This is a genomic window from Streptomyces sp. NBC_00820 (assembly GCF_036347055.1).
Lineage (GTDB): Bacteria > Actinomycetota > Actinomycetes > Streptomycetales > Streptomycetaceae > Streptomyces.
Genome location: NZ_CP108882.1, coordinates 7,296,283 through 7,317,641, shown reverse-complemented (window position 1 = coordinate 7,317,641; position 21,359 = coordinate 7,296,283). Strand labels below are relative to the sequence as shown.

Here is a 21,359-nt window from a genome sequence, read left to right as displayed (position 1 = left end):
GCGTGGTCCTGTGCGCCGGCGCGGACAGCAGTAGCGGCAACGGATTGTGCGACACCCGCGCCCCCGCACCGACCACGTCCCGGCGCCCTGGCTCCTGCCAGCAGAAGGCCGGCACTGATCCTCCCGACAGCCCTGCCACTGCCGTAAGTTGGGGCCGGAGCTTGGTCAGCGCGCGGAGGGAGCCGACGTGGGACAACTGGTGCGAGAGAGCACCCCCGTGGTGGTCGTGGGGGCCGGGCCGGCCGGTCTGACCGTGGCCAATCTGCTCCTCCGCGTCGGTGTCCCGTGCGTCGTGCTGGAACGGCGGTCCCGCGCCCACGTGGAGCGGCGGCAGCGAGCCGGCATCGTCGAGACGCGCGCTGTGGGCATGTTCCAGGAGTGGGGGCTGGGCGCTCGCGTCCTGGGCGGCGCGCCGTCCGACGACAGCCTGGAGATCCGGGTGGACGGCCGGTCCCGCCTGCTGCGGTACGGAGCCGATGACGGCCCCCGGCCGCTGCTGTGCCCCCAGCAGGTGCTCGTCGCCAACTTGACGGCGGCGTTCCTCGACGATGGCGGCGACCTGCGCTTCGAGGCGTCCGACATCACCCTGGAGGGGCTCGACGGAGAGCGCCCGGTGGTCCGCTACCGCGACACCGACGGGGTCACGCACGAGATCGCGTGCGATTTCGTGGCCGGGTGCGACGGCGACCGAGGCGTCAGCCGGGCCTCGGTGCCCGAGGGCGAACTCACGGCCTACCCGTTCGACCACGGCATCTCGTGGCTGACCGTGCTCGCCGAAGTGCCGCCCCCGCCCCACCCGTTGATGGCGATCAGCCATGACGGCTTCGCCGGACACTTCGCGCGCGGCCCCCGCGCGAGCCGTTTCTACCTCCAGTGCCTCCCCGGCGACCGTGAGGACGCCTGGCCCGACGACCGGATATGGCGGACGCTGCGGACCCGGCTGGGCGACGAGGGCCTGACGGCCGGGCCGGTCACCGAGAAGGAGGTGTTCCCGCTGCGCAGCGTCGTCCACGAGCCGATGCGCTACGGCAGGCTCCTCCTGGCCGGTGACGCCGCCCACGTGGTGTCCCCCGTGGGCGGCAAGGGGATGAACCTCGCCCTCTACGACGCCGAGGTGCTCGTCCGCGCCATCCGCGACTTCGTCGACCACGCGGACGAGTCGGGCCTGGACGCCTACTCCAGGACGTGCCTGGACCGCACCTGGAACTATCAGGAGTTCTCGCGCTGGATGACCGAGATGCTCCACGACTCCGGCGACGATTCGGCCGCCGGCCCCTTCCGTCGCAGACTGGCACGAGCACGGCTGGACCGCCTCTGCCGCTCCTCCGCCTCGGCCGGTGCCTTCGCCGAGCTGATGGCAGGGCTCGCCTGACGGGGTCCGGGGCGTTGGAGGTGGCCCGACGGTCCACCCGGCACCCCACATCGGCCTCTACGACAGGGAGGAGTACGTGCCCACGGTCGTCACGAAGCTGGTGGACTTCTTCCGGAAGTACCTCACCGCCTGATCCGCACAGCCCCGCCGAACGCCCGGGGCCGGCGCGGACCGCGCTCGGCGCCTGGACCGCTCCGCGCGATCCACCGCCCCGGGCGGGGCCACCGCTTTCACGGACACCCCGGCTCGCCTCGAACCGGGCACCGAGCGACTACACCCAGGCCCTGCCACCACCGGTCAGGGCTGCGCCGAAGCCCTGACCCTCGGGCAAGGTCATCCGCCCGCGGCGGACTCACCCTCGGCCTCGCCCGCGGCCTCGCCCGCGGCCTCGGCCTCGGCCTCCCAGCGCAGCAGGTCGCCCGGCTGGCACTCGAGCACCTCGCAGAGTGCGGCGAGGGTCGCGAAGCGCACCGCCTTGGCGCGGCCGTTCTTGAGCACGGCGAGGTTGGCGGGGGTGATCCCCACGCGGTCCGCCAGCTCGCCCACGGACATCTTCCGCCTGGCCAGCATCACGTCGATGTCGACGGCGATCGGCATCAGATCACCTCGTCCAACTCGGCCTTCATGTGGGCCGCCTCGGCGTCGCGTGCCACGGCCTGGGCGAGCAGCATCCGCAGCACGAGCACGATGAGCACAACGCCCAGGACCGCCACGCCGGCCCCGCCGACGAAGAGGATCCCGGGCGGCTCCATCACCGGGCCCGCCACCAGAAGGATCGAGAACAGCAGGAGGGCGGCCGCCATGACCGCGCCGATCACTACGTCCACGTAGCGGAAGGCGGCATGGGAGAAGACGGTTCCGCGCTGCACCATCGCCACCAGCCGCCATACGCAGACCTGGACGACCTGGACCGTCACGGCGCCCAGGATCACGATCACGCGGAGCGGGGTCAGCGGGAGCGTCGTCCCGTCCTCCGGATCGGTGGCCAACGCCCACACCATCAACGCCTGTACGAACACCATGCCGGCGAGCATCACCACGAGCACGGCGCGCAGCGCATGCACTGTCAGTTTCCCCATGACTCTTCCTTCTATCGAACAACGATTGGAATCTATCGAATCTCGATAGGTGAGGCAAGAGCGGGGACAGCGGGGTACGCGGCCGTTGCACACCGCGGCGGGACGCCGTGCCGGCGCCCGGGTCGGAAAGGTCACTCCGGTGTGCGCGCCACCTCCACCGCCCTGCGGCGCAGGGCAAGTCCGGCGGGAACGACCGCCGAGATCACGGCGAGCACCGCGCAGGCGCCCATGGCCGCCGCGAGCGTCGCCCACGGGATCTCGATGGACGTCCGCACCGAGAGCAGGCCCAGCGCGCTCCACATGCCCGCCAGGTCGAGCCCGGCGACCAGCGCTCCCAGCAGCCCGCCGACCACGACCACCATCAGCGCCTCGGCACCCACCAGCCGCAACACCTGCCACCTGGTGGCGCCGGCCAGCCGCAGCACAGCGAACTCGCGGACCCGGTCGGAGGTCGCCATGACCATCGTGTTGGCCAGCGAGATGCCGGTGTAGAGGAGGGCGATCCCAAGGACCAGGAAGAAGCCCATCCGGGTCGTCCGGTCGGTCTCGGGGTACGTCGCCCGCACCCAGGCGTCCCTGGTGTGGACCTCCCCGCCCGACGCCCGTACCGCGTCGCGCAGACCGGCGGCCACGGCGCCCGCGTCGGCACCGCCCGCGAGGCGTACGTCGACCCGGTCGACGGGCGCCGTGGGGGCGTTGCGCGGGGTGACGTAGACGCCGTTGTCGCCGGTGCCGATGGTCATGACCGCGGCGATCTTCAGGGACTTCCTCGTCCCGTCGCCGAGCCACACGTCCACCCGCTCGCCCACGGTGTGCTTCTCCCACTCCTCGTTGACGATGATCGAGTCGTCGTCCAGGTCGCTCACCTTCCCTGCGGCGAGCGGGAGACGGGCCGTCGCCGCGAGCGGTTCCGGCTCGACGGCCCTGGCATCGGACCTGATGAGCGCCACACCGTCCTCCAGGACGTACACGGCGCTCGACGAACTCGCGGAGATCTCGGCGCCGGACACGGACCGAAGCCGCCGCACCGCAGCCTGCGCTGGGCGGCCCGTACGTCGGGGTTGCGGGCGTCCGCGTTGTGCCAGGTCCTAGCCGGCGAACGCGTTCACGCCCGTCAGCTCGGCGGACAGCGTCCAGAGGCGGGCCGCCTGCTCGGGGTCGGTCGCCCAGTCCTTCACGCCGCCCCATGTCCCGTCCGCGGGAGCGGGCTCGGCGACGTCGCAGTCCTCCAGGTACAGGCCGCCCAGGCCGTCGAGTCCCGGCGAGGTGGCTGCCCAGACCTGGGTGGCCGCGCCCTGCTCCGGGGTCTTGAAGCCCGCGGGGTTCAGCGGGTTGCCCTGCTCGTCGATCCAGCCGCGCTCGACCATCTCCTCCTTGGGCAGGTGCCGCTGGAGCGGGGTCATGATGCCGCCCGGGTGGAGCGAGAAGGCGCGGACACCGGCGTCCCGGCCCAGGGTGTCGAGGTGGAGGGCGAACAGCGCGTTCGCCGTCTTGGCCTGGCCGTACGCCTTCCACTTGTCGTAGCCCTCGGTCCACTGGACGTCGTCCCAGCGGATGGGCGAGAGGTGGTGGCCGCGGGAGGACACGGAGACGACACGGGCGCCGCCGGGCGCGAGCGCCGGCCACAGGCGGTTGACGAGGGCGAAGTGGCCGAGGTGGTTGGTGGCGAACTGCGCCTCCCAGCCGGGCCCGACCCTGGTCTCCGGGCAGGCCATGATGCCGGCGTTGTCGATCAGGAAGTCGATGGTGCGTCCGGAGGCCAGGAACCGCTCTGCGAAGCCGCGCACGCTGTCCAGGTCACCGAGGTCGAGCTCGTCCACCTCGACTCCGTCGAGTCCGGCCAGCGCCTCGCGGGCCGTGTCGGGGCGCCGGGCCGGGACGACGACGTGGGCGCCCGCCTTGGTCAGTGCACGGGTGGTCTCCAGGCCGAGGCCCGAGTAGCCGCCGGTGACGATCGCGAGCTTGCCGGTGAGGTCGATGCCCCGCAGGACGTCGTCGGCGGTGCTGTCGGCGCCGAAACCCGAACCGATCTTGTGCTGTGCAGAAGTACTCATACCCGGAACGCTACGGATTCGAGTGCGCTCGAAGTCAAGCGGGACTTCCGGGAACGGCTCCCGGAATCGAGTAGGCCCGGCCTGCGTCACCCGGCCGTACGAGCGTGTGAGCGCGTACGACGGCTGCGCGTGCCGCCCCCGTCGGGGCCGGCGGTGGCACTACCCGCGAGGGCCCGCCGAGGGCTTCGGTGTTTGCGACCACCTCTTCCGGCTCCACCGTGCGGATCGGAGGACGGCGCCGAGGTCACTCGGGTGGCCAACACCGATGCGGTGAGGCGTTGAAGCAGGAAAGCGGTGACGCGGGAAAGCGGTGACGCGGGGTGGATGAGCGGCGGCAGCGCCGCTAGCGTACGCGTGTGGATCGCTACGAACGGCTCCTTCACGCCTCGTCGTTCGGCGCGGCGGCGTCCGCATACGCCGAGCACCGTCCGGACTACGCGCAGGCCGCGGTGCACTGGGCGCTCGAACCCGCGCCCGGCCCACGTGTCCTCGACCTCGGCGCCGGAACCGGCAAGCTGACCGCCACGCTGGTCGCACTGGGCGCCGAAGTCATCGCGGTCGAGCCCGACCCGGCGATGCTGGCCGAGCTGCGCCGCTCCCTGCCGGGTGTCCGTGCCCTGTCGGGTAGTGCCGAGGCGATACCACTGCCGGACGCATCCGTCGATGCCGTGCTGGCCGGCAACGCCATGCATTGGTTCGACATGTCCGTCGCGGGACCCGAGATCGCCAGGGTTCTGGCACCCAGCGGGGTCCTGGCCGGCCTGTGGAACGTCATGGACGACGATGTCGAGTGGGTTGCCGGGCTCGCGCGGGTCGGCGGGAGCGCTGCCGTAGGCCCGCGTGACACGCCGGCCAGTTGGCGCGCCGAGACGGCCGACGCGCACCTTCCGAAGACTGGCGCGGCCGCCCGGTTCGGCTCGCCGGAACAGGCCGAGTTCCCGCACGGCCAGCGCCGCACCGCCGACTCCCTCGTGGCGACCCTCGCGACGCGCGCGGGAATGCTGGTCATGGCGGACCAGGAACAAGAGGCCGCGCTGGACCGGATCCGCGCCTTCCTCGCGAGCAGACCGGAGACCGCCCGCGGCGAGTTCACCCTCCCGATGCTGACCGGCGTGCTGCGCGTCCGGCGGCTGTGAAGCGGCACGCCGATAGCCGAGTCCCCCCTCCCCCGCACGTTTGAATCGGGCGTCGCCGTGGCGTCTACAGCGATGCCGGCTTCCGTGGCGGCAGCCGTGCTCGTGGACGGTCCACCCGCCGCGCGTATCTCCGCGTGCCGCCCTAGATTGGTGCCGACACCGCTGGGAGGACAGTCATGCGGCACACCGTCACGGTCGAGGGCCCGGCAGCGCCCGGTGTGGTCTGGGAGCGGTACGCACAGTACGGCCGATGGGCTCACTGGGCCCCGCACCTGCGCGCCGTCGAGACGGAGGGCGACCGGATCCGGCCGGGCGCGCGAGGTGTGGTCCTGGTGGCGGGTGTGCTGCGCGGCCGCTTCCTGGTCACGGAGGTCGACGAGCCGAAGGGGACCTGGACCTGGCAGCTCGTGTTCCTGGGCATCCCCGTGAGGGTGGGGCACACGCTCACGCCGCACGGAACAGGCACACGGGTTGTCGTGGAGCTGACGGCGGCCGGTCCGGTGCCTCTGCTCTACGCCCCCATGGTCGACTGGGCGCTGCACCGGCTCACCCGGGTCTGAAACAGCGCGGCCCCACCGTCCGCTCCTCGCCGGCGGCACGGCCGGCGGGAGCCGGCAGCACGGCCGGCGGGAGCCGACGGAACCGGGGTGACTCCCGGCCGGCCGACTCCCACGTATATCGCGTCATCCCGTCAGCGCGTCGCCACGAGGTCCCTGAGCGCGATGTTGAGCTCCAGGACGTTCACTCGGGGCTCCCCCATGAAGCCGAGGGTGCGGCCCTCGGTGTGGCCGTCGACGAGCTTCTCCACCTGGGCGACGGACAGGCCGTTGCGCGCGGCCACACGGTGCACCTGGAGGTCCGCGTACCGCGGGGAGATGGCAGGGTCGAGGCCGGAGCCGGAGGAGGTGACGGCGTCGGCGGGCACTTGGGAGGGCCTGACCGTGTAGCCGGGCACCGAGTTGTCCTTGACGACGGCGGCCTTGGCGTCCTCGATCTGCTGGAGCAGGTCCTTGTTGTCGGCGGCGAGGTTGGTGGCACCGGACAGGATCAGCTTGTACCGCGTGTTGACGCTGTTGGCGCCGAGGCCGTTGGCCGGGCGGCCCTGGAACCACTTCAGGTCCGGGTCCGGGGTCTGCTGCCCCTTCTTCAGCGGCAGGTCGTACGGCTGCCCGATCAGGGACGAGCCGACGACGTGGCCGTCCGCCGTGATCTCGGAGCCGTTCGCCTTGTCGCGGAACAGCCCCTGGGCGATGCCGGTGACGGCCAGCGGGTAGACGACGCCGGTCACGAGGGTCAGCACGAGGAGGGCGCGCAGGCCCGCCCCGAGCAACCGGGCCGTGTTCGTTACGGAGTTGTTCATGGCGTTCAGCACGCTTTCAGGGAATTACAGCCCGGGGATGAGGGAGATGAGCAGGTCGATGATCTTGATGCCGACGAAGGGGGCGATCAGGCCGCCGACGCCGTAGATGCCGAGGTTGCGGCGGAGCAACTTGTCGGCGCTGACCGGCTTGTACCGCACGCCCTTCAGGGACAGCGGCACCAGGGCGATGATGATCAGCGCGTTGAAGACGACGGCGGAGAGGATCGCGGAGTCGGGCGAGGACAGGCGCATGATGTTGAGCTTGTCCAGGCCCGGGTAGACCGCCGCGAACAGCGCCGGAATGATCGCGAAGTACTTCGCCACGTCGTTGGCGATGGAGAAGGTCGTCAACGCTCCTCGTGTGATGAGGAGTTGCTTGCCGATCTCGACTATCTCGATGAGCTTGGTCGGGTTGGAGTCGAGGTCGACCATGTTGCCGGCCTCCTTGGCGGCCGACGTCCCCGTGTTCATCGCGACGCCGACGTCCGCCTGGGCCAGCGCGGGCGCGTCGTTGGTGCCGTCGCCGGTCATCGCGACGAGCTTGCCGCCGGCCTGTTCCCGCTTGATGAGAGCCATCTTGTCCTCGGGGGTGGCCTCGGCGAGGAAGTCGTCGACGCCCGCCTCCTCGGCGATCGCCTTGGCGGTCAGCGGATTGTCGCCGGTGATCATGACCGTTCGGATGCCCATGCGGCGCAGCTCCTCGAAGCGCTCCCGCATGCCGTCCTTGACGATGTCCTTGAGGTGGATCACCCCGAGGACTCGCGCACCGTCCGCGTCCTCGACGGCGACGAGCAGCGGGGTGCCACCGGCCTCGGCCATGCGGTCGGCGACCTGGTCCACGTCCCCGGCCACCGTGCCGCCGCGCTCCTCGACCCAGGCGATGACCGAACCTGCCGCGCCCTTGCGGATCCTGCGGCCGTCCACGTCCACGCCGGACATGCGGGTCTGGGCGGTGAAGGCGATCCACTCGGCGCCGGCCAGTTCGCCCTGGTGGCGTTCGCGCAGCCCGTACCTCTCCTTCGCCAGGACGACGATGGAGCGGCCCTCGGGAGTCTCGTCGGCGAGCGAGGACAGCTGGGCGGCGTCGGCGACCTCGGCCTCGGTGGTGCCGCGTACGGGTACGAACTCCGAGGCCTGGCGGTTGCCGAGGGTGATGGTGCCGGTCTTGTCCAGCAGCAGGGTGGAGACGTCGCCGGCGGCCTCGACCGCGCGGCCGGACATGGCCAGGACGTTGCGCTGGACCAGGCGGTCCATGCCGGCGATGCCGATCGCGGAGAGCAGCGCGCCGATCGTCGTGGGTATCAGGCAGACCAGCAGGGCCACCAGCACGACCATGGTCAGGTGGGTGCCCGCGTAGTCCGCGAACGGCGGCAGCGTGGCACACGCCAGCAGGAACACGATCGTCAGGGACGCCAGCAGGATGTTCAGGGCGATCTCGTTCGGCGTCTTCTGCCGCGCCGCGCCCTCGACGAGGCTGATCATCCGGTCGATGAAGGTCTCGCCGGGCCTCGTCGTGACCTGGACGACGATCCGGTCGGACAGCACCTTCGTGCCGCCCGTCACGGCGGAGCGGTCGCCGCCGGACTCGCGGATGACGGGCGCCGACTCACCGGTGATCGCGGACTCGTCGACCGAGGCGACTCCCTCGACGACGTCGCCGTCGCCCGGGATGACGTCGCCGGCCTCGCAGACCACGAGGTCGCCGATCCTCAGCTCGGTGCCGGGCACCCGCTCCTCGGTGTCGCCCGCCAGACGCCGGGCGACCGTGTCGGTCTTGGCCCTGCGCAGGGTGTCCGCCTGGGCCTTTCCGCGGCCCTCGGCGACCGCCTCCGCCAGGTTGGCGAAGATCACGGTGAGCCACAGCCAGGCGCTGATGCCCCAGCCGAACCAGTCGCCGGGGTCCTTGAAGGAGAACACGGTGGTCAGGACGGAACCGATCCACACCACGAACATCACGGGCGACTTGACCATCACCCGCGGGTCGAGCTTCCGGAAGGCGTCCGGCAGCGACCTGATCAGCTGCGCCGGGTCGAACAGGCCCGCGCCGACGCGTCCTTCGGCGGGCTTGTGCCCGGTGGGTACGTCGCTGTGCGGCGCCCGGGCGGGAGTGGCTGTGGACATCGAGTCCTCGTGGTCTTCCGTTCGGGTGGTCATGACGCCAGCCCCTCGGCGAGCGGGCCCAGTGCCAGGGCCGGGAAGTACGTCAGACCGGTGATGATCAGGATCGCGCCGGTCAACAGGCCGGTGAAGAGCGGCTTCTCGGTGCGCAGGGTGCCGGCCGTGACCGGGACGGGCCGCTGCCCGGCGAGCGAGCCGGCCAGCGCCAGGACGAACACCATCGGCAGGAACCGGCCGAGCAGCATCGCGAGTCCGGTCATGGTGTTGAACCAGTCGGTGTTCGCGTTCAGTCCGGCGAAGGCCGAGCCGTTGTTGTTCGCCGCGGAGGTGAAGGCGTACAGCACCTCGGAGAAGCCGTGCGCGCCGGAGTTGAGCATGGAGTGCGGCGGGGTCGGCAGAGCCATGGAGGCGGCCGTGAGGACGAGCACCAGCGCCGGGGTGACCAGGATGTAGCAGGCGGCGAGCTTCATCTCGCGGGCGCCGATCTTCTTGCCCAGGTACTCGGGCGTGCGGCCGACCATCAGACCGGCGATGAACACCGCGATCACGGCCATGATCAGCATGCCGTAGAGGCCGGAGCCGGTGCCGCCGGGCGCGATCTCGCCCAGCATCATGCCCAGCAGCGTGATGCCGCCGCCCAGTCCGGTGAAGGACGAGTGGAAGGAGTCCACCGCGCCGGTCGAGGTGAGGGTCGTGGAGACGGCGAAGATCGAGGAAGCGCCGACCCCGAAGCGGGTCTCCTTGCCCTCCATCGCGCCGCCGGCCGCCTGGAGCGCCGGGCCGTGGTGGGCGAACTCGGTCCACATCATCAGGACGACGAAGCCGAGCCAGATCGTGAACATCGTCGCGAGGATCGCGTACCCCTGCTTCACCGAGCCGACCATCACACCGAAGGTGCGGGTCAGCGAGAAGGGGATGACGAGGATCAGGAAGATCTCGAAGAGGTTGGTGAAGGGCGTCGGGTTCTCGAACGGGTGGGCGCTGTTGGCGTTGAAGTAGCCGCCGCCGTTGGTGCCCAGCTCCTTGATGGCCTCCTGCGAGGCGACCGCACCGCCGTTCCACTGCTGCGAGCCGCCCACGCTGTGCCCATTCAGGAATTGCCCGACCTCATGAATGCCGGAGAAGTTCTGGATGGCGCCGCACGCGACCAGGATCACCGCGGCGATCACGGCGCCCGGCACCAGGATCCGTACGGTGCCCCGCACCAGGTCGGCCCAGAAGTTACCCAGTTCACCGGTACGCGAGCGAGCGAAGCCCCGCACCAGCGCCACGGCGACGGCGATACCGACGGCCGCGGAGACGAAGTTCTGCACGGCCAGGCCGGCGGTCTGTACGACGTGCCCCATGGTCTGCTCGCCGTAGTACGACTGCCAGTTCGTGTTCGTCACGAAGGAGACGGCCGTGTCGAACGACTGCGCCGGGTCGACCGAGGCGAAGCCCATCGAGCCGGGCAGGACGCCCTGGAGCCGCTGGAGCAGGTAGAGGAAGACGACACCGACGGCCGAGAAGGCGAGGACACCACGCAGGTAGGCGGGCCAGGTCATCTCGGCATCGGGGTCGGCACCGATGCCCTTGTAGATCCACCTCTCCACCCGCAGGTGCTTCTTCGAGGAGTAGACCCGGGCCATGCAGGTGCCGACGGGTACGTAGGCGAGCGCCAGCGCGCCTGTCAGGGCGAGCAGCTGGAGGAAGCCTGCGAGTACGGGACCCATATCCGCTCTCAGAACCTCTCCGGGAAGACGAGGGCGAGGACGAGATAGCCCAGCAGGGCGACAGCCACCGCGAGGCCGACGATGTTCTCGGCGGTCACAGCTTCGTCACCCCCTTGGCGACAAGGGCCACCAACGCGAAGCCCGCGAGCGTGATGACGACGAAGGCCAGATCGGCCATCGTGAACTCCTGAAGAGGTTCGGGTGCGAAACAGGGACGATTAAAGGAAACCGCCTGGCCCGCCGGATACGGCCACTCGTTGACGGCCCCCTTACGGCCACCGCCACGGTCTTGACGGGGCTCTTACGACCCGCGGGCCCAGCGGCGCCGCGACGGCGGCGGCGGCGGCGGCGGCGGCGAGCGGAAACGTGGCCGCGCGCAGAAGGTACGGCCGCGCTGGCACCGTGGCCCGCAAGTGGCGGCGCAGAGCGACCCGCGTGGCCACGTCCCGCCGGCCCGGGCGCGGCCCCGGCACCCGGATCGCCCGTGGGCGTCCCCCGCGCCCGCGCGGCCCGGGGCTGCCGCCCGCCGGGGCGGCCGTCGGCTGTCGCGGCGGTCCCTCCCTCTCGGTACGAGGACCCTGCGCTGTTCCGGCCGTGGGAGTCACGGCCCCTCCACCGTCATGCCACGGAAGTCGCCCGTCCCCCGTCGGCGATCAGTCTGCGACCGGCTCCGGCCACAGGCAGCCCTCGTCGACACACCCCTGTCGGCCGTTCACTCCAGTCGACAGGACTGACCCTTCGAGGCCGTGGAGGAAGTCCGTTTCGGACGGGAGGAGTTGCCGTTCCCGCCGTTCCCGCTGCCCAACACCAGATGACCGGCACCTCGGCCGGCACGTCGGCCGGCACGTCGGCCGGCGCGCCTGGGGCGTCCCAGGGCGACGCCCGCGAGGACCATGCCCAGTCCGCACACCTGCTGAACAGTCAGCGCCTCTGCGGCGAGTACCGTGCCGAGCAGTACGCCGGTGATGGGTTGAGGAGTCCGATCAGTCCCACGGTGCCCGCGGGCAGATGCCGCAGTCCGGTGAACCAGGCAGTGAAGGCCAGCGCGGTGGCCACCAGGGAGACGTAGCAGAACGCGACGCACACAGGCGTGGAGAGCGCGGGCGGAGTGCCCTCCACGACTGCGGCGACCGGCAGCAGGAACAGTCCTCCCGCGGTGAGCTGCCAGGCGGTCAAGGCGAGCATGTCGGCGCCGGTCGCGTCCCCGCTCCACCGCTTGGTGAGGACGTGACCGAAGGACGACACCAGTACGGCCGCCGCCGAGGCAAGGATCCCCGGCACGCTTGTCGCCCCTGCCCCCGTGAGCAACATGAGGCACACACCGGCGAGTCCGATCACGGCACCGGACACGTGCTCGCCCCGGGGCCGTTCAGACACCAGGGGCCATGCGATGAACATCATCGCCAGCGGAGACGCCGCCATGACCGTCGACGCGACGCTCGTCGGCAGCAGTTGGGAGGCGGCATAGACCAGGACGAAGAACACGCTCACATTGAGCAGTCCCAGTACGGCGGACCGCCACCACCACACTCCACGAGGCCGTCGCCGGCGCAGGGCCAGCAGGGCGAGCCCCGCGGGCAGCGCCCGCAGAGCTGCCCCGTACAGCGGGCGGTCCGGCGGGAGGAACTCACGGGTGACGAAGTAGTTGGCCCCCCAGGCCACCGGCGCGACCGCCGTCAGCACTGTCCAACGCGTGTCAGCTTCCACGGAAGGCAATATAGCTTCCCGGGAAGCTATTATGTCGGTCATGGAAGAACGGCGACCGACGACGGACCACGTGGCCCGCATCCAGGCCGAGTGGCGCCGCGAGAGACCCGACATCGACGTCACCCCGCAAGGAGTGATCGGCCGGTTGCATCGTCTGGCAGACCGACTGGGCGAAGAACTCCGTCTCGTCTACGGCCACTACGGCTTGAGCGAGGGCGAGTTCGACGTCCTGTGCGCCCTGCGACGCGCGGGCGAGCCGTATGAACGCGCACCCGGCGAGCTTGCCGTGCACACCATGGTCACCACCGGTGCGATGACGAAGAGAATCGATCGTCTGGAGCGAGCCGGCCTCGTCACCCGCCGCCGGTCCGGCAACGACCAACGAGGCCGCATCATCGCCCTCACCAGCCCCGGACTGGAGCTGATCGACCGGGCGTTCACCGAGCACATGCGCAACGAACGGCGCCTGCTGGATCTGGTGACGCCCCCCGAGGCCGCGGCACTGGAAACGCTGCTGACGACGTGGCTCGCCCGCATGGAGCATCCCCGTACTTCCGGCAGCGACTGACCCACCGTCCCCGGACTCCGGCCGGCACTCCGAAACGTGACGGCCGCTTCGACCGGCCGCTTCGACCGGCCGCTTCGACCGGCCGCTTCGATCGGCCGCCTCGACCAGTCACTTCGACCAGCCGCTCCGGACGCGTTGGCCGGCCGGCAGCGAACCGAGAGGATCATTTCGAGATGACCGCCCCGTTGTCCCCCGCATCACCGGGCCGTCAGTGTCGTCGCGGACGCGGCATCGCGTCTTGGACGAATGTCGCGTAGCTTGACCGGCATGCGGGCCCGGTCGGCCGAGGACCTCCCGCCGTTCCACGGGGTCCCGCTGCCGGTCAAGGACCTGCTCGACGTGGCCGGATGGCCCACCACCCACGGGTCCGCCGGTGCCGGTCATGAGCCTGCCGCGGCTTCGGACCTGGTCGTACGACGGTTCGTGGACGCGGGGTTCATCCCGCTCGGCAAGACCACCACCTCCGAGTTCGGTGCGCTGCCCTTCACCGAGAGCGAGGCCCTGGGCATCTCGCGCAGCCCCTGGGACCCGGATCGCACGCCGGGCGGGTCGTCGAGCGGGGCGGGCGCTGCCGTCGCCGCCGGGATGGCGCCCATCGCCCACGCCGAGGACGGCGGCGGGTCGATCCGCATCCCCGCCTCGTGCAACGGTCTCGTCGGGCTCAAGCCCACCCGCGGTCTGGTCACCAACGCGACCGTCTGCGCGGAAGGTCTCGCCACAAGCGGTGTGCTCACCCGTACGGTGGCGGACACCGCGGCCGTCCTCGATGTGCTCGCGCGTCACGATCCGGCCGCGTGGTGGTCGCCCCCTGCCCCGCGCGGGTCCTTCGCCGCCGCGATGAAGGCGGACCCGCCGACCGGGCTGCGGATCGGTGCGCTCACCGACTCTCCGATCGAGGGGATTCACGTGCACCCGGCGTGCGTCGAAGCCGTCACCGTCACGCTCCGGACGCTCGAATCGGCCGGTCACCACATCGTCGACACTCGGCTGCCGCTTCCCCGGGCCGACGAGCTGGTGGCGGCGTTCACGACCATCTGGAACGTCGGCGGCAGCGGGATCGCACTCGCGGACCCGGACCGTGTCGAGCCCCACAACCGTGCCTTGCGCGCTGCGGCACGTTCGATCGACTCGTGGTCCTACGCGCAAGGGGTGAGGAAGACCCAGCAGTTGTCGCGGCGCGTGGTCGAGGGCTTCGTCGAGGGCTTCGACCTCCTGGTCACGCCCGCGATGGCCTGTCTCCCGCCGCTCGTCGGCGCCTGGCGGCCGGGCACCGACGTCGATCCCCTGGCGGCCCTGCGGAACAGCTACCCGATGGGGGTGTTCACGTCGGTGTTCAACGTGACGGGCCAGCCGGCGATCTCGCTCCCCGTCCACCACGACGACAGCACCGGTCTGCCTGTCGGCGTCCAGCTCGTCGCCGCGCCGTGGCGGGAGGACCTTCTGCTCCAGGTGTCTCGCGCCCTCGAACTCGCACACCCCTGGACCGGTCGCCGTCCGCCCGTCAGCTGAGCGGGATCAGACGCCGTGTTCCGGACGCGCTTCCGTCGAGAGGAAGTCTCGTGCCGCGGCGATGATGTCGGCTTCCTGGACCTGCTGCCGGGACGGCGGTGGCGGTTCGTCGTCCGCCGGCTCGATCGCCGTCGCCAGATCGACGAGGGGTCGCAGGGCATCGGGGTAGTCGAGTTCGGCTGCGGCTTCGAGCCAGATGAGGCCGGCTCCGCGTACCGGATCGAGCCGGCGCGTCACGACCTGACCGGCCCACCAACGGGCCGCGGTCCATCGCGCCGCGGCAAGATCGGCTGAGTCCGACGGCAGCAGGCCCAACTCCTCCACCACAAGGTCGAACAGCTCGGGGGCCTGCCAGTACTCATTGCGCCCGAGCCCGGCCAGCCACGGAAGCGAGGGAGCCTCCACGCCGGCCATCAGGGCGTCCAGGCCCAGCTCCACCAGTCGGGCTTGGGAAGGACGCTGCCACGGTGCCGCCGCGGCCCGGTCTGCGGCGACCATGCGGATCAGACTGACCGCCACTGCCGCGTCCACGCCGTACCCGCCCTCCGAGCCTTCGCTCACCCTTTGCCCACGTCAGGGAGGTTGAGCCAGAGCCCGTCCTCATGACCGAAGCTACCCAATCGTCGCCCCTGCGTGACACCGCGCAGTCGTTGACCACGAGCGGGTGCCTGCGCCTGTGCCTGCCCGTGCCCCTGTGTTCCCTGCGCCTGTGCCTCTGCCTGCGCCTGTCCTCGCACACGCACCGCTGCCCGTGCCCGTGCCCGCGTACGCCGATTCCCGGGCGCAGGTGGTCAGTTGCTCGAGCCGCCGTTCATCAGGATCTCCTCCCCAGTGATGAAGAACGACCCGTCGCTGGCCAGGAACTCCGCGACGTCCGCGACGTCCTGCGGGGTGGCCAGCCGGCCCAACGGGGCGGTTTCCAGCAGCGACTTCTTGAACGGGTCGTCGTCACCGACACCGGTGAAAATCCCCGCGCCGTCGATCGGGCCGGGCACCAGCGAGTTGACCGTGACCCCGCGGTGGGCGATCTCCTGGGCCAGGACGCGGACCAGGTACTTGGGCGCGGACTTGCTGGTGCCGTACAGGCCGAGGCCCGGCTGGGGGCGTGAGGTGGAGCTGGAGGCGATGTTGATGATCCGGCCGCCGTCGGCGATGTGGCGGACCGCGGCCTGCATCACGAAGAACGGCCCCTTGGTGTTGATGCGGAAGAGTTCGTCGAAGTCCTCCTCGGTGACGTCGGTCACCGGGATGTTGACCTTCTCCTTGCCGGCGTTGGCCACCACGATGTCGATCTTCCCGAAGGTCTCGATGGTCTTCCGGAACAGCTCCTCGATGGAGGCGAGGTCCGAGACGGCCGCCTGCACGCTGAGGGTGCGCGCGCCGAGCTCTCTGGCCTGGGCCTCGACCGCGTCGGCCGCGTCCTTGTCGCGCGAGTAGTTCACGACGACGTCCGCGCCGCGCTCCGCCAGACGCAGTGCGATCGCCCGGCCCAGCCCCTTGGACGACCCCGTGACCAGGGCGGCCTTCCCTTCCAGCGTCTTTCCCTGCGATGCCATCACGGACTCCTCAGCCTTTCACCGGCGACGGCCGGCCCACCTCCGTCGAGCACCGGGCCGTCCACCGCACCCCCGTCACAAGACCCCACCCCCGTCACAAGACCCCGTAAGCAGCCAAACACCCGCTCGACCGGACTGCGACCGCACGCGGCGAGGTGCCGCGTCGGGACGCTCCGGCCGGACTTGGATGTACGGCCACCCATCGGAACTCAGCGTGAGTCCGGCGTGAACCCAGCGTGAGGACGGTCGGGTGATTCGTGATCGCGTGGAGTACGGCGGCCGGGCGAGCCGTGCGGCTCCGTTCACGGACACCGGCGTACGGGTACCCGAGGTGCGTCACCCGGCACGCGTGGCCTCTCGTGTGTGCGTATGGAGGAGCCGGCTCCCGGGGTCGCAGGAGAGTGTCCACGTTTCCGACGGGCATCACACGGTGTCCCACCTGTCGATCGAGGCGAACCGCCATGACGGAGAACAGCACCAGCATCGGCCGGGGCAACCGTCCCGATGCGGGCGTGAGCGCGCTGAAGGGCCGTACCGGAGCGGGGGCTCCGGCGGAGACCAGGGGGAGGACCACCATCGCGGACGGCGTGGTGGCCAAGATCGCGGGCATGGCCGCCCGCGAGATTCCGGGCATCCACTCACTGGGCGGGGTGGGGATGGGGCGCGCCTTCGGTGCCGTGCGGGAACACGTTCCCGGCAGCGGCGGCGCCGTCACCCGGGGAGTGAAGGTCGAGGTCGGTGAGCGCCAAGCCGCCATCGACCTGGACGTCGTCGTCGAGTACGGCGTCTCCATCGTCGACGTGGCGGCTGACGTGCGCACCAACGTGATCGGCGCGGTGGAGCGGATGACGGGCCTCGAGGTCGTCGAGGTGAACATCGCCGTCGACGACGTCCACCTCCCCGACGAGGAGGAGCCCGCACCGGACGAGGGCCGCGTGAGGTGACCCGCCGCGGCCGGGAGGAGGAGAGCGAGCATGGCAGTCGGGCAGCAGGTCGAGCGGTACGCCCCAGGTTTCCGCGACCGGGTCCTGAGCCGGCGTGTCCTGGCGCCGCCCGGCCTCCAGGCCGCCGACGCCAACCTGGACGAGGGAGCCATCAACGGCGGCACCACCAACCTCCACCAGCAGGCAGTCTTCCGCCCCGTCCCCGGCACCGGCCGCCCCGAGACACCGATTCACGGCCTCTACCTGGCCTCGGCCTCCGCGCACCCCGGCGGCGGCGTCCACGGCGCTCCCGGCGCCAACGCCGCTCGGGCGGCACTCGGCTCGCGCCGTCCCTTCGCCTGCGCGGTCACCGCGCTCGAACGGGCGCTGGCAAGACGATGACGGCGAGGGCGCGCGGTAGGGGGAGGCGAATAACGGGTGTCGCCGCGGGTGGCGGCGCGGCTGGGGGGTGTCGTTTGGATCAGGTCGGATCAGGCCGCGGCGTCCGGTGCGGTGCCTCGCAAGGCGGAGGATCTGCCGCGTACTGGACGTACTCGGCTGATCCGACAACGCGGCGAGGTGCCGTGCCGGGCGTCGCGGACCCGAGCTGATCCAAACGACACCCCCTAGCCTCTGAGCCATGCAGCAGGACCGAAGGCGCGACCGGCGCCCCGCCCGTCGCGTGGGGCCGGTACGGGCCGCGCCCCGGGCCGCCCCAGTGGTCGAGGGGGCCGATGTCGTGATCGTCGGCTACTTCTCGGGCAAGCAGAAGGACTTCGCCGCGCTGATGGACGCGGCGGCGCGGGAGATGACGAGGCGTGGTGCGCGGGTCGTGGGCCGGATCGTGCAGCGGCGGGGTGTCTCGGACGGCGGCGCCGGGAAGATGGCCCTCCCCTATTCGTCGCGGACCCTTCTGAGCCACGGGAAGGCGCGCGAAGCGGCCGCGCTCTGTGTGCGTACCGATGCCGACGCGGCGGTCTTTCTGGCACCGCTGACGGAGCGTCAGCGACGTGTGCTGACGGGGATGTTCGGCTGTCCTGCTGTGAGCCTGGTGGATTCCCCGGCCACCGATCGGGTTGCCCCGACCGGTCCCGTGCTTCCCGCACATGGCGGTGCCCGGTCGCGGCGCTCCCTCGGCCGGACACGGTAGGGACGCGGGCTCGGCGCATGGTTGAGGGGCGGCTCGGGTCGAGCCGCCCCTCGATGCCGTCATCCGGCGTGTTCCGCCGGTGTGCTCAAGGCCTGTCGGGCTGCTTCGCCCGTCAGATGCCGTTTCCCACGGCTACCTGGTTGTCGACGGCGGCGTCACCGCCCCGACCGCCGTTTCCGCGGCACGGGCGTACGGAAGCGACAATGCGCAACGGCACGCGGCGGGCGCCGTCGCGGTGACCGTGGCCGTGGAGGGCGACGACGTCGTCCTCACCGTCCGCGACGACGGGCCCGGTGTCACTCCGCAGGACCGGGAGCGGGTCTTCGAGCGGTTCGTCCGCCTCGACGAGGCCCGGAGCCGGGACTCGGGCGGTGCCGGTCTCGGACTCGCCATCGCCCGTGACGTGGTCCGACGGCACGGCGGTTCCCTCGCCGTCGGCGGGGCTCCCGGCGAGGGAGCGGTCTTCCGCGCCGGGCTTCCGCGCGCGAGGTGAGCGCGCCGCCGGTCAGCGGCTGTCGCTGCCGCGCTGCCGGATCGCGCCGAGCAAGATCCCGGCGAGGAGGAGGGCCGTCCCCGCCGCCAGCCACACCCAGGGGTTGTACTCGTCCACGCACGACTGGCTGGCGGCCGTCGTGGTGCACACCGTCCCCGGGCCGCCCCGGTTGAGGAAGGCCACGTACAGAAGCGGTACTCCGGTCCCGGAGACCAGGCCCGCAAGTCCGGCCGAGGACCGGCGCCGGGAGGCCAGGAGGGCGGTTGCCGCGAGGGTGACGGGCAACAGGTAGAGGCCCACGGTGAGGATGCTCAGAAGGCTGAACGAGGCGAGTGCGCCCACGGTGAACCAGGCGCAGAACCACGGCCGGACGTCGCGTGTCATTCGTCCTCCTCGGGGGACGAGGAAAGCGGACCCCGTACGGCGTGTGCTCCCGTGCCGCTTTGGAGCGCGTGTCCGATGCGAGGTTTGAGCAATCGCTCAAACTCTAACGCCGGGGCGTCCGGCGGAACAAGACCCTTCACAAGGCCCTCGAGGGGCACGGACACCTTCGCCGTTGCGCCGACTCCCCCTGTCAGGGGGCCTGTTCGAAGTGGAACGACTTGATGAAGCAGTCCCGGGGCTGGCCGAGCGCGAAGAAGACGCACTCCGCCACGGAGTGGGCCGTCAGCATGTCCCCGGAGCCGCGAGGAGTGTCGTCCCACTCCGGGCACAGGGGGTCCGGGTTGCGGAAGTCCGGCGGGTAGAGGGAGATCACCCGCACTCCGCGCGGCCGCAGTCGCCTGGAGAGGATCTCGGCGAAGCCGGCCTGTGCGCTCTTCGCCGCGTAGAAGGCGTCATGCGCGTCGGAGCGGTGGTGGCCCGGAAGTCCGGCGGCGGAGATCAGGTTCACCACGTCCGGCCTGTCGGATGCGAGCAGCAGCGGCAGAAGGTGCTTCACCGTCAGGACGGTTCCGGTGGCTCCGGTGGCTATGGTGTCGATCACGTCCTCGTCGGTGGCGGAGCGGAGTTCCGGTCCCTCCAGCCAGCGGGCGCCGTTGTTGACCAGCACGTCCACCTGGTCGGTGCGCTCCGCCACCTCGGCGGCGAACCGCCGGATCGAGGCCGCTTCGGAGAGGTCGCACGCGAAGGCGTGCACGTGTTCGTGGCCGAGTTCACGTATCTCGGCCCTCACCCGTCGTGACGCCTCCAGGCTGCGGGAGGTCACGAAGACCTCGGCGCCCCGCTGGGCGAACCGGATCGCGAGAGTCCGGCCGAAGTCGCGGGAGGCGCCCGTGATGACGACCCGTTGCTGTGCGAAGTTCATCCGACCGCCTGCCGCCTGTGGAGTTCCGTGGTGGCTGCCTCACGGCCACTTCCCGACGCGGCGCACGGTGCGCCCGGTCGGTGAAGACCACCGCCATGCTCGAAAGGATCACAGGCCGGCCGGGGGCGGGAAAGGGGACCTTGTACCTAGGACTCCCGCAGTACGCGGGACTTGAGCACCTGTCAGCGGACGACCAGCCGGTGCGGCCCCGCCGGCACCAGCTCCCCGATCACCGGAGCGCCCGGCACCTCGCCGGCAACGAGGAGGCCGCCGGAGGTCTGGGCGTCGGCCAGGAGGAGCCGGGTCAGTTCGTCGGTGGCGCCGAAGTCCGTGTGCGGGGAGACCCATTCGAGGTTGCGGCGGGTTCCGCCGCTGATGTGTCCGGCCCGGGCGGCGTCCCAGGCACCGTCGAGGAACGGGACCGCGGCGGAGTCGACGACGGCGGTCACCCCCGAGGCCCGCGCCATCTTGTACAGGTGCCCCAGCAGACCGAACCCGGTGACGTCGGTGGCGCAGACCGCGCCCGCCGCCAGCGCGGCCCGCGCGGCGTCGCGGTTGAGCTCGACCATGGTCTCGACCGCCTGCGGGAAGACCTCGCCGGTCGTCTTGTGCCGGTTGTTGAGCACGCCCAGACCCAGGGGCTTCGTCAGCGACAGGGGGACCCCCGCCCGCCCCGCGTCGTTGCGCAGCAGACGGTCCGGGTCGACGGTGCCGGTCACCGCCATGCCGTACTTGGGCTCCGGATCGTCCACGCTGTGGCCGCCGCCCACCACGCAGCCCGCCTCCGCGGCGACGTCCATCCCGCCCCGCAGCACCTCCGTGGCCAGGGCGAACGGCAGCACGTCGCGGGGCCAGCACAGGAGGTTGACCGCGACGAGCGGGGTTCCGCCCATGGCGTAGACGTCGGAGAGCGCGTTGGCGGCGGCGATGCGGCCCCAGTCGTAGGGGTCGTCGACCACCGGGGTGAAGAAGTCCGCGGTGGCGACGGCTGCGGGCATGCCGGGGCCGCCCGGCAGCCGGACGACCGCCGCGTCGTCACCGTGGTCGAGACCCACGAGCAGGTCGCCCGTGGCCCTGGCGGCCGCTCCCGAGGGCGTCAGTCCGGCCACGATCTCCTCGAGTTCGCCCGGGGGGATCTTGCAGGCGCAGCCGCCGCCGTGGGCGTACTGCGTGAGCCGGACGGTCTCCCGCTCCCGCCGGACATCGGTGCGTGTATCCGTCATGGCCGTATCGATCCTTGTCTGTGGAGGGAAGCGTGGTGTGGTGCGTTGACTCGCGCGCGGGGCAGCGGTTCGATGGCCGTGTGGCCGGGGCAT

General features: G+C 71.2%; 20 protein-coding genes and 3 pseudogenes. 9 read left to right on the top strand and 14 right to left on the bottom strand.

Annotation, left to right across the window (positions count from 1 at the left end; translation table 11 throughout):
• Positions 1-187: 187 nt before the first annotated feature.
• A complete protein-coding gene (locus OIB37_RS32630; protein ID WP_330461200.1) occupies positions 188-1,372 on the top strand; it encodes a 4-hydroxybenzoate 3-monooxygenase in 1,185 nt (394 codons plus the stop codon).
• 333 nt (positions 1,373-1,705) lie between these two features.
• Here OIB37_RS32630 and OIB37_RS32625 read toward each other — a convergent pair whose 3' ends face one another.
• The 4 genes and pseudogenes from OIB37_RS32625 to OIB37_RS32610 all read right to left on the bottom strand — a co-directional run bounded on the left by OIB37_RS32625 (position 1,706) and on the right by OIB37_RS32610 (position 4,505).
• A complete protein-coding gene (locus OIB37_RS32625) occupies positions 1,706-1,969 on the bottom strand; it encodes a helix-turn-helix domain-containing protein (protein ID WP_330461199.1) in 264 nt (87 codons plus the stop codon).
• Positions 1,969-2,451, bottom strand: coding sequence for a DUF2975 domain-containing protein (locus OIB37_RS32620; RefSeq protein ID WP_330461198.1), 483 nt, complete (start codon positions 2,449-2,451; stop codon positions 1,969-1,971). The genes OIB37_RS32625 and OIB37_RS32620 overlap by 1 nt, the downstream gene beginning before the upstream one ends.
• A gap of 131 nt (positions 2,452-2,582) precedes the next feature.
• Positions 2,583-3,485, bottom strand: a pseudogene (locus OIB37_RS32615) (ABC transporter permease); the annotation flags it as partial.
• A gap of 54 nt (positions 3,486-3,539) precedes the next feature.
• The gene (locus OIB37_RS32610; RefSeq protein ID WP_330461197.1) at positions 3,540-4,505 is read right to left on the bottom strand and encodes an SDR family NAD(P)-dependent oxidoreductase; all 966 of its coding nucleotides are present in this window, start codon (positions 4,503-4,505) and stop codon (positions 3,540-3,542) included.
• A gap of 356 nt (positions 4,506-4,861) precedes the next feature.
• Between OIB37_RS32610 and OIB37_RS32605 the strand changes: the two genes are divergently transcribed.
• A complete protein-coding gene (locus tag OIB37_RS32605) occupies positions 4,862-5,641 on the top strand; it encodes a class I SAM-dependent methyltransferase (protein WP_330461196.1) in 780 nt (259 codons plus the stop codon).
• A 176-nt stretch (positions 5,642-5,817) separates the two neighbouring features.
• Positions 5,818-6,201 carry an SRPBCC family protein gene (locus OIB37_RS32600; RefSeq protein ID WP_330461195.1) on the top strand — a complete coding sequence of 128 codons (384 nt, stop codon included), beginning with the start codon at positions 5,818-5,820 and terminating at the stop codon, positions 6,199-6,201.
• A gap of 131 nt (positions 6,202-6,332) precedes the next feature.
• Here OIB37_RS32600 and OIB37_RS32595 read toward each other — a convergent pair whose 3' ends face one another.
• From OIB37_RS32595 to OIB37_RS32575, 5 genes and pseudogenes are all read right to left on the bottom strand, one after another.
• A complete protein-coding gene (locus tag OIB37_RS32595; protein ID WP_330461194.1) occupies positions 6,333-7,001 on the bottom strand; it encodes a potassium-transporting ATPase subunit C in 669 nt (222 codons plus the stop codon).
• A 24-nt stretch (positions 7,002-7,025) separates the two neighbouring features.
• Positions 7,026-9,155, bottom strand: a complete 2,130-nt coding sequence (gene kdpB / locus OIB37_RS32590) for a potassium-transporting ATPase subunit KdpB (RefSeq protein WP_330461193.1) — start codon at positions 9,153-9,155, stop codon at positions 7,026-7,028.
• The gene (kdpA, locus tag OIB37_RS32585) at positions 9,152-10,831 is read right to left on the bottom strand and encodes a potassium-transporting ATPase subunit KdpA (protein ID WP_330461192.1); all 1,680 of its coding nucleotides are present in this window, start codon (positions 10,829-10,831) and stop codon (positions 9,152-9,154) included. The genes kdpB and kdpA overlap by 4 nt, the downstream gene beginning before the upstream one ends.
• Before the next feature lie 8 nt (positions 10,832-10,839).
• A complete protein-coding gene (gene kdpF / locus OIB37_RS32580; RefSeq protein WP_330461191.1) occupies positions 10,840-10,929 on the bottom strand; it encodes a K(+)-transporting ATPase subunit F in 90 nt (29 codons plus the stop codon).
• Positions 10,930-11,543: 614 nt separating this feature from the next.
• A pseudogene (locus OIB37_RS32575) lies at positions 11,544-12,580 on the bottom strand (EamA family transporter).
• Between OIB37_RS32575 and OIB37_RS32570 the strand changes: the two are divergent.
• Both OIB37_RS32570 and OIB37_RS32565 read left to right on the top strand, forming a co-directional pair.
• A complete protein-coding gene (locus OIB37_RS32570) occupies positions 12,579-13,106 on the top strand; it encodes a MarR family winged helix-turn-helix transcriptional regulator (RefSeq protein WP_330461190.1) in 528 nt (175 codons plus the stop codon). The pseudogene OIB37_RS32575 and the gene OIB37_RS32570 overlap by 2 nt on opposite strands.
• 267 nt (positions 13,107-13,373) lie before the next feature.
• Entirely contained in the window at positions 13,374-14,615 is a 1,242-nt protein-coding gene (locus OIB37_RS32565) for an amidase (RefSeq protein WP_330461189.1), read from the top strand.
• A 6-nt stretch (positions 14,616-14,621) separates the two neighbouring features.
• On the opposite strand, the gene OIB37_RS32560 is transcribed toward OIB37_RS32565, so the two are convergent.
• The gene (locus tag OIB37_RS32560) at positions 14,622-15,176 is read right to left on the bottom strand and encodes a hypothetical protein (RefSeq protein ID WP_330461188.1); all 555 of its coding nucleotides are present in this window, start codon (positions 15,174-15,176) and stop codon (positions 14,622-14,624) included.
• Between the two features lie 230 nt (positions 15,177-15,406).
• The gene (locus OIB37_RS32555; RefSeq protein WP_330461187.1) at positions 15,407-16,171 is read right to left on the bottom strand and encodes an SDR family NAD(P)-dependent oxidoreductase; all 765 of its coding nucleotides are present in this window, start codon (positions 16,169-16,171) and stop codon (positions 15,407-15,409) included.
• A 461-nt stretch (positions 16,172-16,632) separates the two neighbouring features.
• On the opposite strand from OIB37_RS32555, the gene OIB37_RS32550 reads away from it, so the two are divergent.
• The 4 genes and pseudogenes from OIB37_RS32550 (at position 16,633) to OIB37_RS32535 (ending at position 18,737) form a co-directional block, all read left to right on the top strand.
• Positions 16,633-17,115 (top strand): Asp23/Gls24 family envelope stress response protein, encoded by a 483-nt coding sequence (locus OIB37_RS32550; protein WP_330461186.1) that lies wholly within the window; start codon positions 16,633-16,635, stop codon positions 17,113-17,115.
• A gap of 36 nt (positions 17,116-17,151) precedes the next feature.
• A pseudogene (locus OIB37_RS32545) lies at positions 17,152-17,496 on the top strand (NAD(P)/FAD-dependent oxidoreductase); the annotation flags it as partial.
• A 337-nt stretch (positions 17,497-17,833) separates the two neighbouring features.
• The gene (locus OIB37_RS32540) at positions 17,834-18,244 is read left to right on the top strand and encodes a hypothetical protein (protein WP_330461185.1); all 411 of its coding nucleotides are present in this window, start codon (positions 17,834-17,836) and stop codon (positions 18,242-18,244) included.
• Between the two features lie 79 nt (positions 18,245-18,323).
• Entirely contained in the window at positions 18,324-18,737 is a 414-nt protein-coding gene (locus tag OIB37_RS32535) for an ATP-binding protein (RefSeq protein ID WP_443058232.1), read from the top strand.
• Positions 18,738-18,749: 12 nt separating this feature from the next.
• On the opposite strand, the gene OIB37_RS32530 is transcribed toward OIB37_RS32535, so the two are convergent.
• The 3 genes from OIB37_RS32530 to selD all read right to left on the bottom strand — a co-directional run bounded on the left by OIB37_RS32530 (position 18,750) and on the right by selD (position 21,266).
• Positions 18,750-19,121 (bottom strand): hypothetical protein, encoded by a 372-nt coding sequence (locus OIB37_RS32530; protein WP_330461184.1) that lies wholly within the window; start codon positions 19,119-19,121, stop codon positions 18,750-18,752.
• Between the two features lie 190 nt (positions 19,122-19,311).
• On the bottom strand, positions 19,312-20,043 hold the full coding sequence (locus OIB37_RS32525; RefSeq protein ID WP_330461183.1) for an SDR family oxidoreductase: 732 nt from the start codon (positions 20,041-20,043) through the stop codon (positions 19,312-19,314).
• A gap of 182 nt (positions 20,044-20,225) precedes the next feature.
• A complete protein-coding gene (selD, locus tag OIB37_RS32520; protein WP_330461182.1) occupies positions 20,226-21,266 on the bottom strand; it encodes a selenide, water dikinase SelD in 1,041 nt (346 codons plus the stop codon).
• Positions 21,267-21,359: the final 93 nt, after the last annotated feature.

What these genes read in the sequence shown, in the direction of transcription:
- OIB37_RS32625 (WP_330461199.1), bottom strand. Translation starts at nt 1,969, where the DNA reads ATGCCGATCGCCGTCGACATCGACGTGATGCTGGCCAGGCGGAAGATG.
- OIB37_RS32620 (WP_330461198.1), bottom strand. Translation starts at nt 2,451, where the DNA reads ATGGGGAAACTGACAGTGCATGCGCTGCGCGCCGTGCTCGTGGTGATG.
- OIB37_RS32610 (WP_330461197.1), bottom strand. Translation starts at nt 4,505, where the DNA reads ATGAGTACTTCTGCACAGCACAAGATCGGTTCGGGTTTCGGCGCCGAC.
- OIB37_RS32600 (WP_330461195.1), top strand. Translation starts at nt 5,818, where the DNA reads ATGCGGCACACCGTCACGGTCGAGGGCCCGGCAGCGCCCGGTGTGGTC.
- OIB37_RS32595 (WP_330461194.1), bottom strand. Translation starts at nt 7,001, where the DNA reads ATGAACAACTCCGTAACGAACACGGCCCGGTTGCTCGGGGCGGGCCTG.
- kdpB (WP_330461193.1), bottom strand. Translation starts at nt 9,155, where the DNA reads ATGACCACCCGAACGGAAGACCACGAGGACTCGATGTCCACAGCCACT.
- kdpA (WP_330461192.1), bottom strand. Translation starts at nt 10,831, where the DNA reads ATGGGTCCCGTACTCGCAGGCTTCCTCCAGCTGCTCGCCCTGACAGGC.
- OIB37_RS32570 (WP_330461190.1), top strand. Translation starts at nt 12,579, where the DNA reads ATGGAAGAACGGCGACCGACGACGGACCACGTGGCCCGCATCCAGGCC.
- OIB37_RS32565 (WP_330461189.1), top strand. Translation starts at nt 13,374, where the DNA reads ATGCGGGCCCGGTCGGCCGAGGACCTCCCGCCGTTCCACGGGGTCCCG.
- OIB37_RS32555 (WP_330461187.1), bottom strand. Translation starts at nt 16,171, where the DNA reads ATGGCATCGCAGGGAAAGACGCTGGAAGGGAAGGCCGCCCTGGTCACG.
- OIB37_RS32550 (WP_330461186.1), top strand. Translation starts at nt 16,633, where the DNA reads ATGACGGAGAACAGCACCAGCATCGGCCGGGGCAACCGTCCCGATGCG.
- OIB37_RS32530 (WP_330461184.1), bottom strand. Translation starts at nt 19,121, where the DNA reads ATGACACGCGACGTCCGGCCGTGGTTCTGCGCCTGGTTCACCGTGGGC.
- OIB37_RS32525 (WP_330461183.1), bottom strand. Translation starts at nt 20,043, where the DNA reads ATGAACTTCGCACAGCAACGGGTCGTCATCACGGGCGCCTCCCGCGAC.
- selD (WP_330461182.1), bottom strand. Translation starts at nt 21,266, where the DNA reads ATGACGGATACACGCACCGATGTCCGGCGGGAGCGGGAGACCGTCCGG.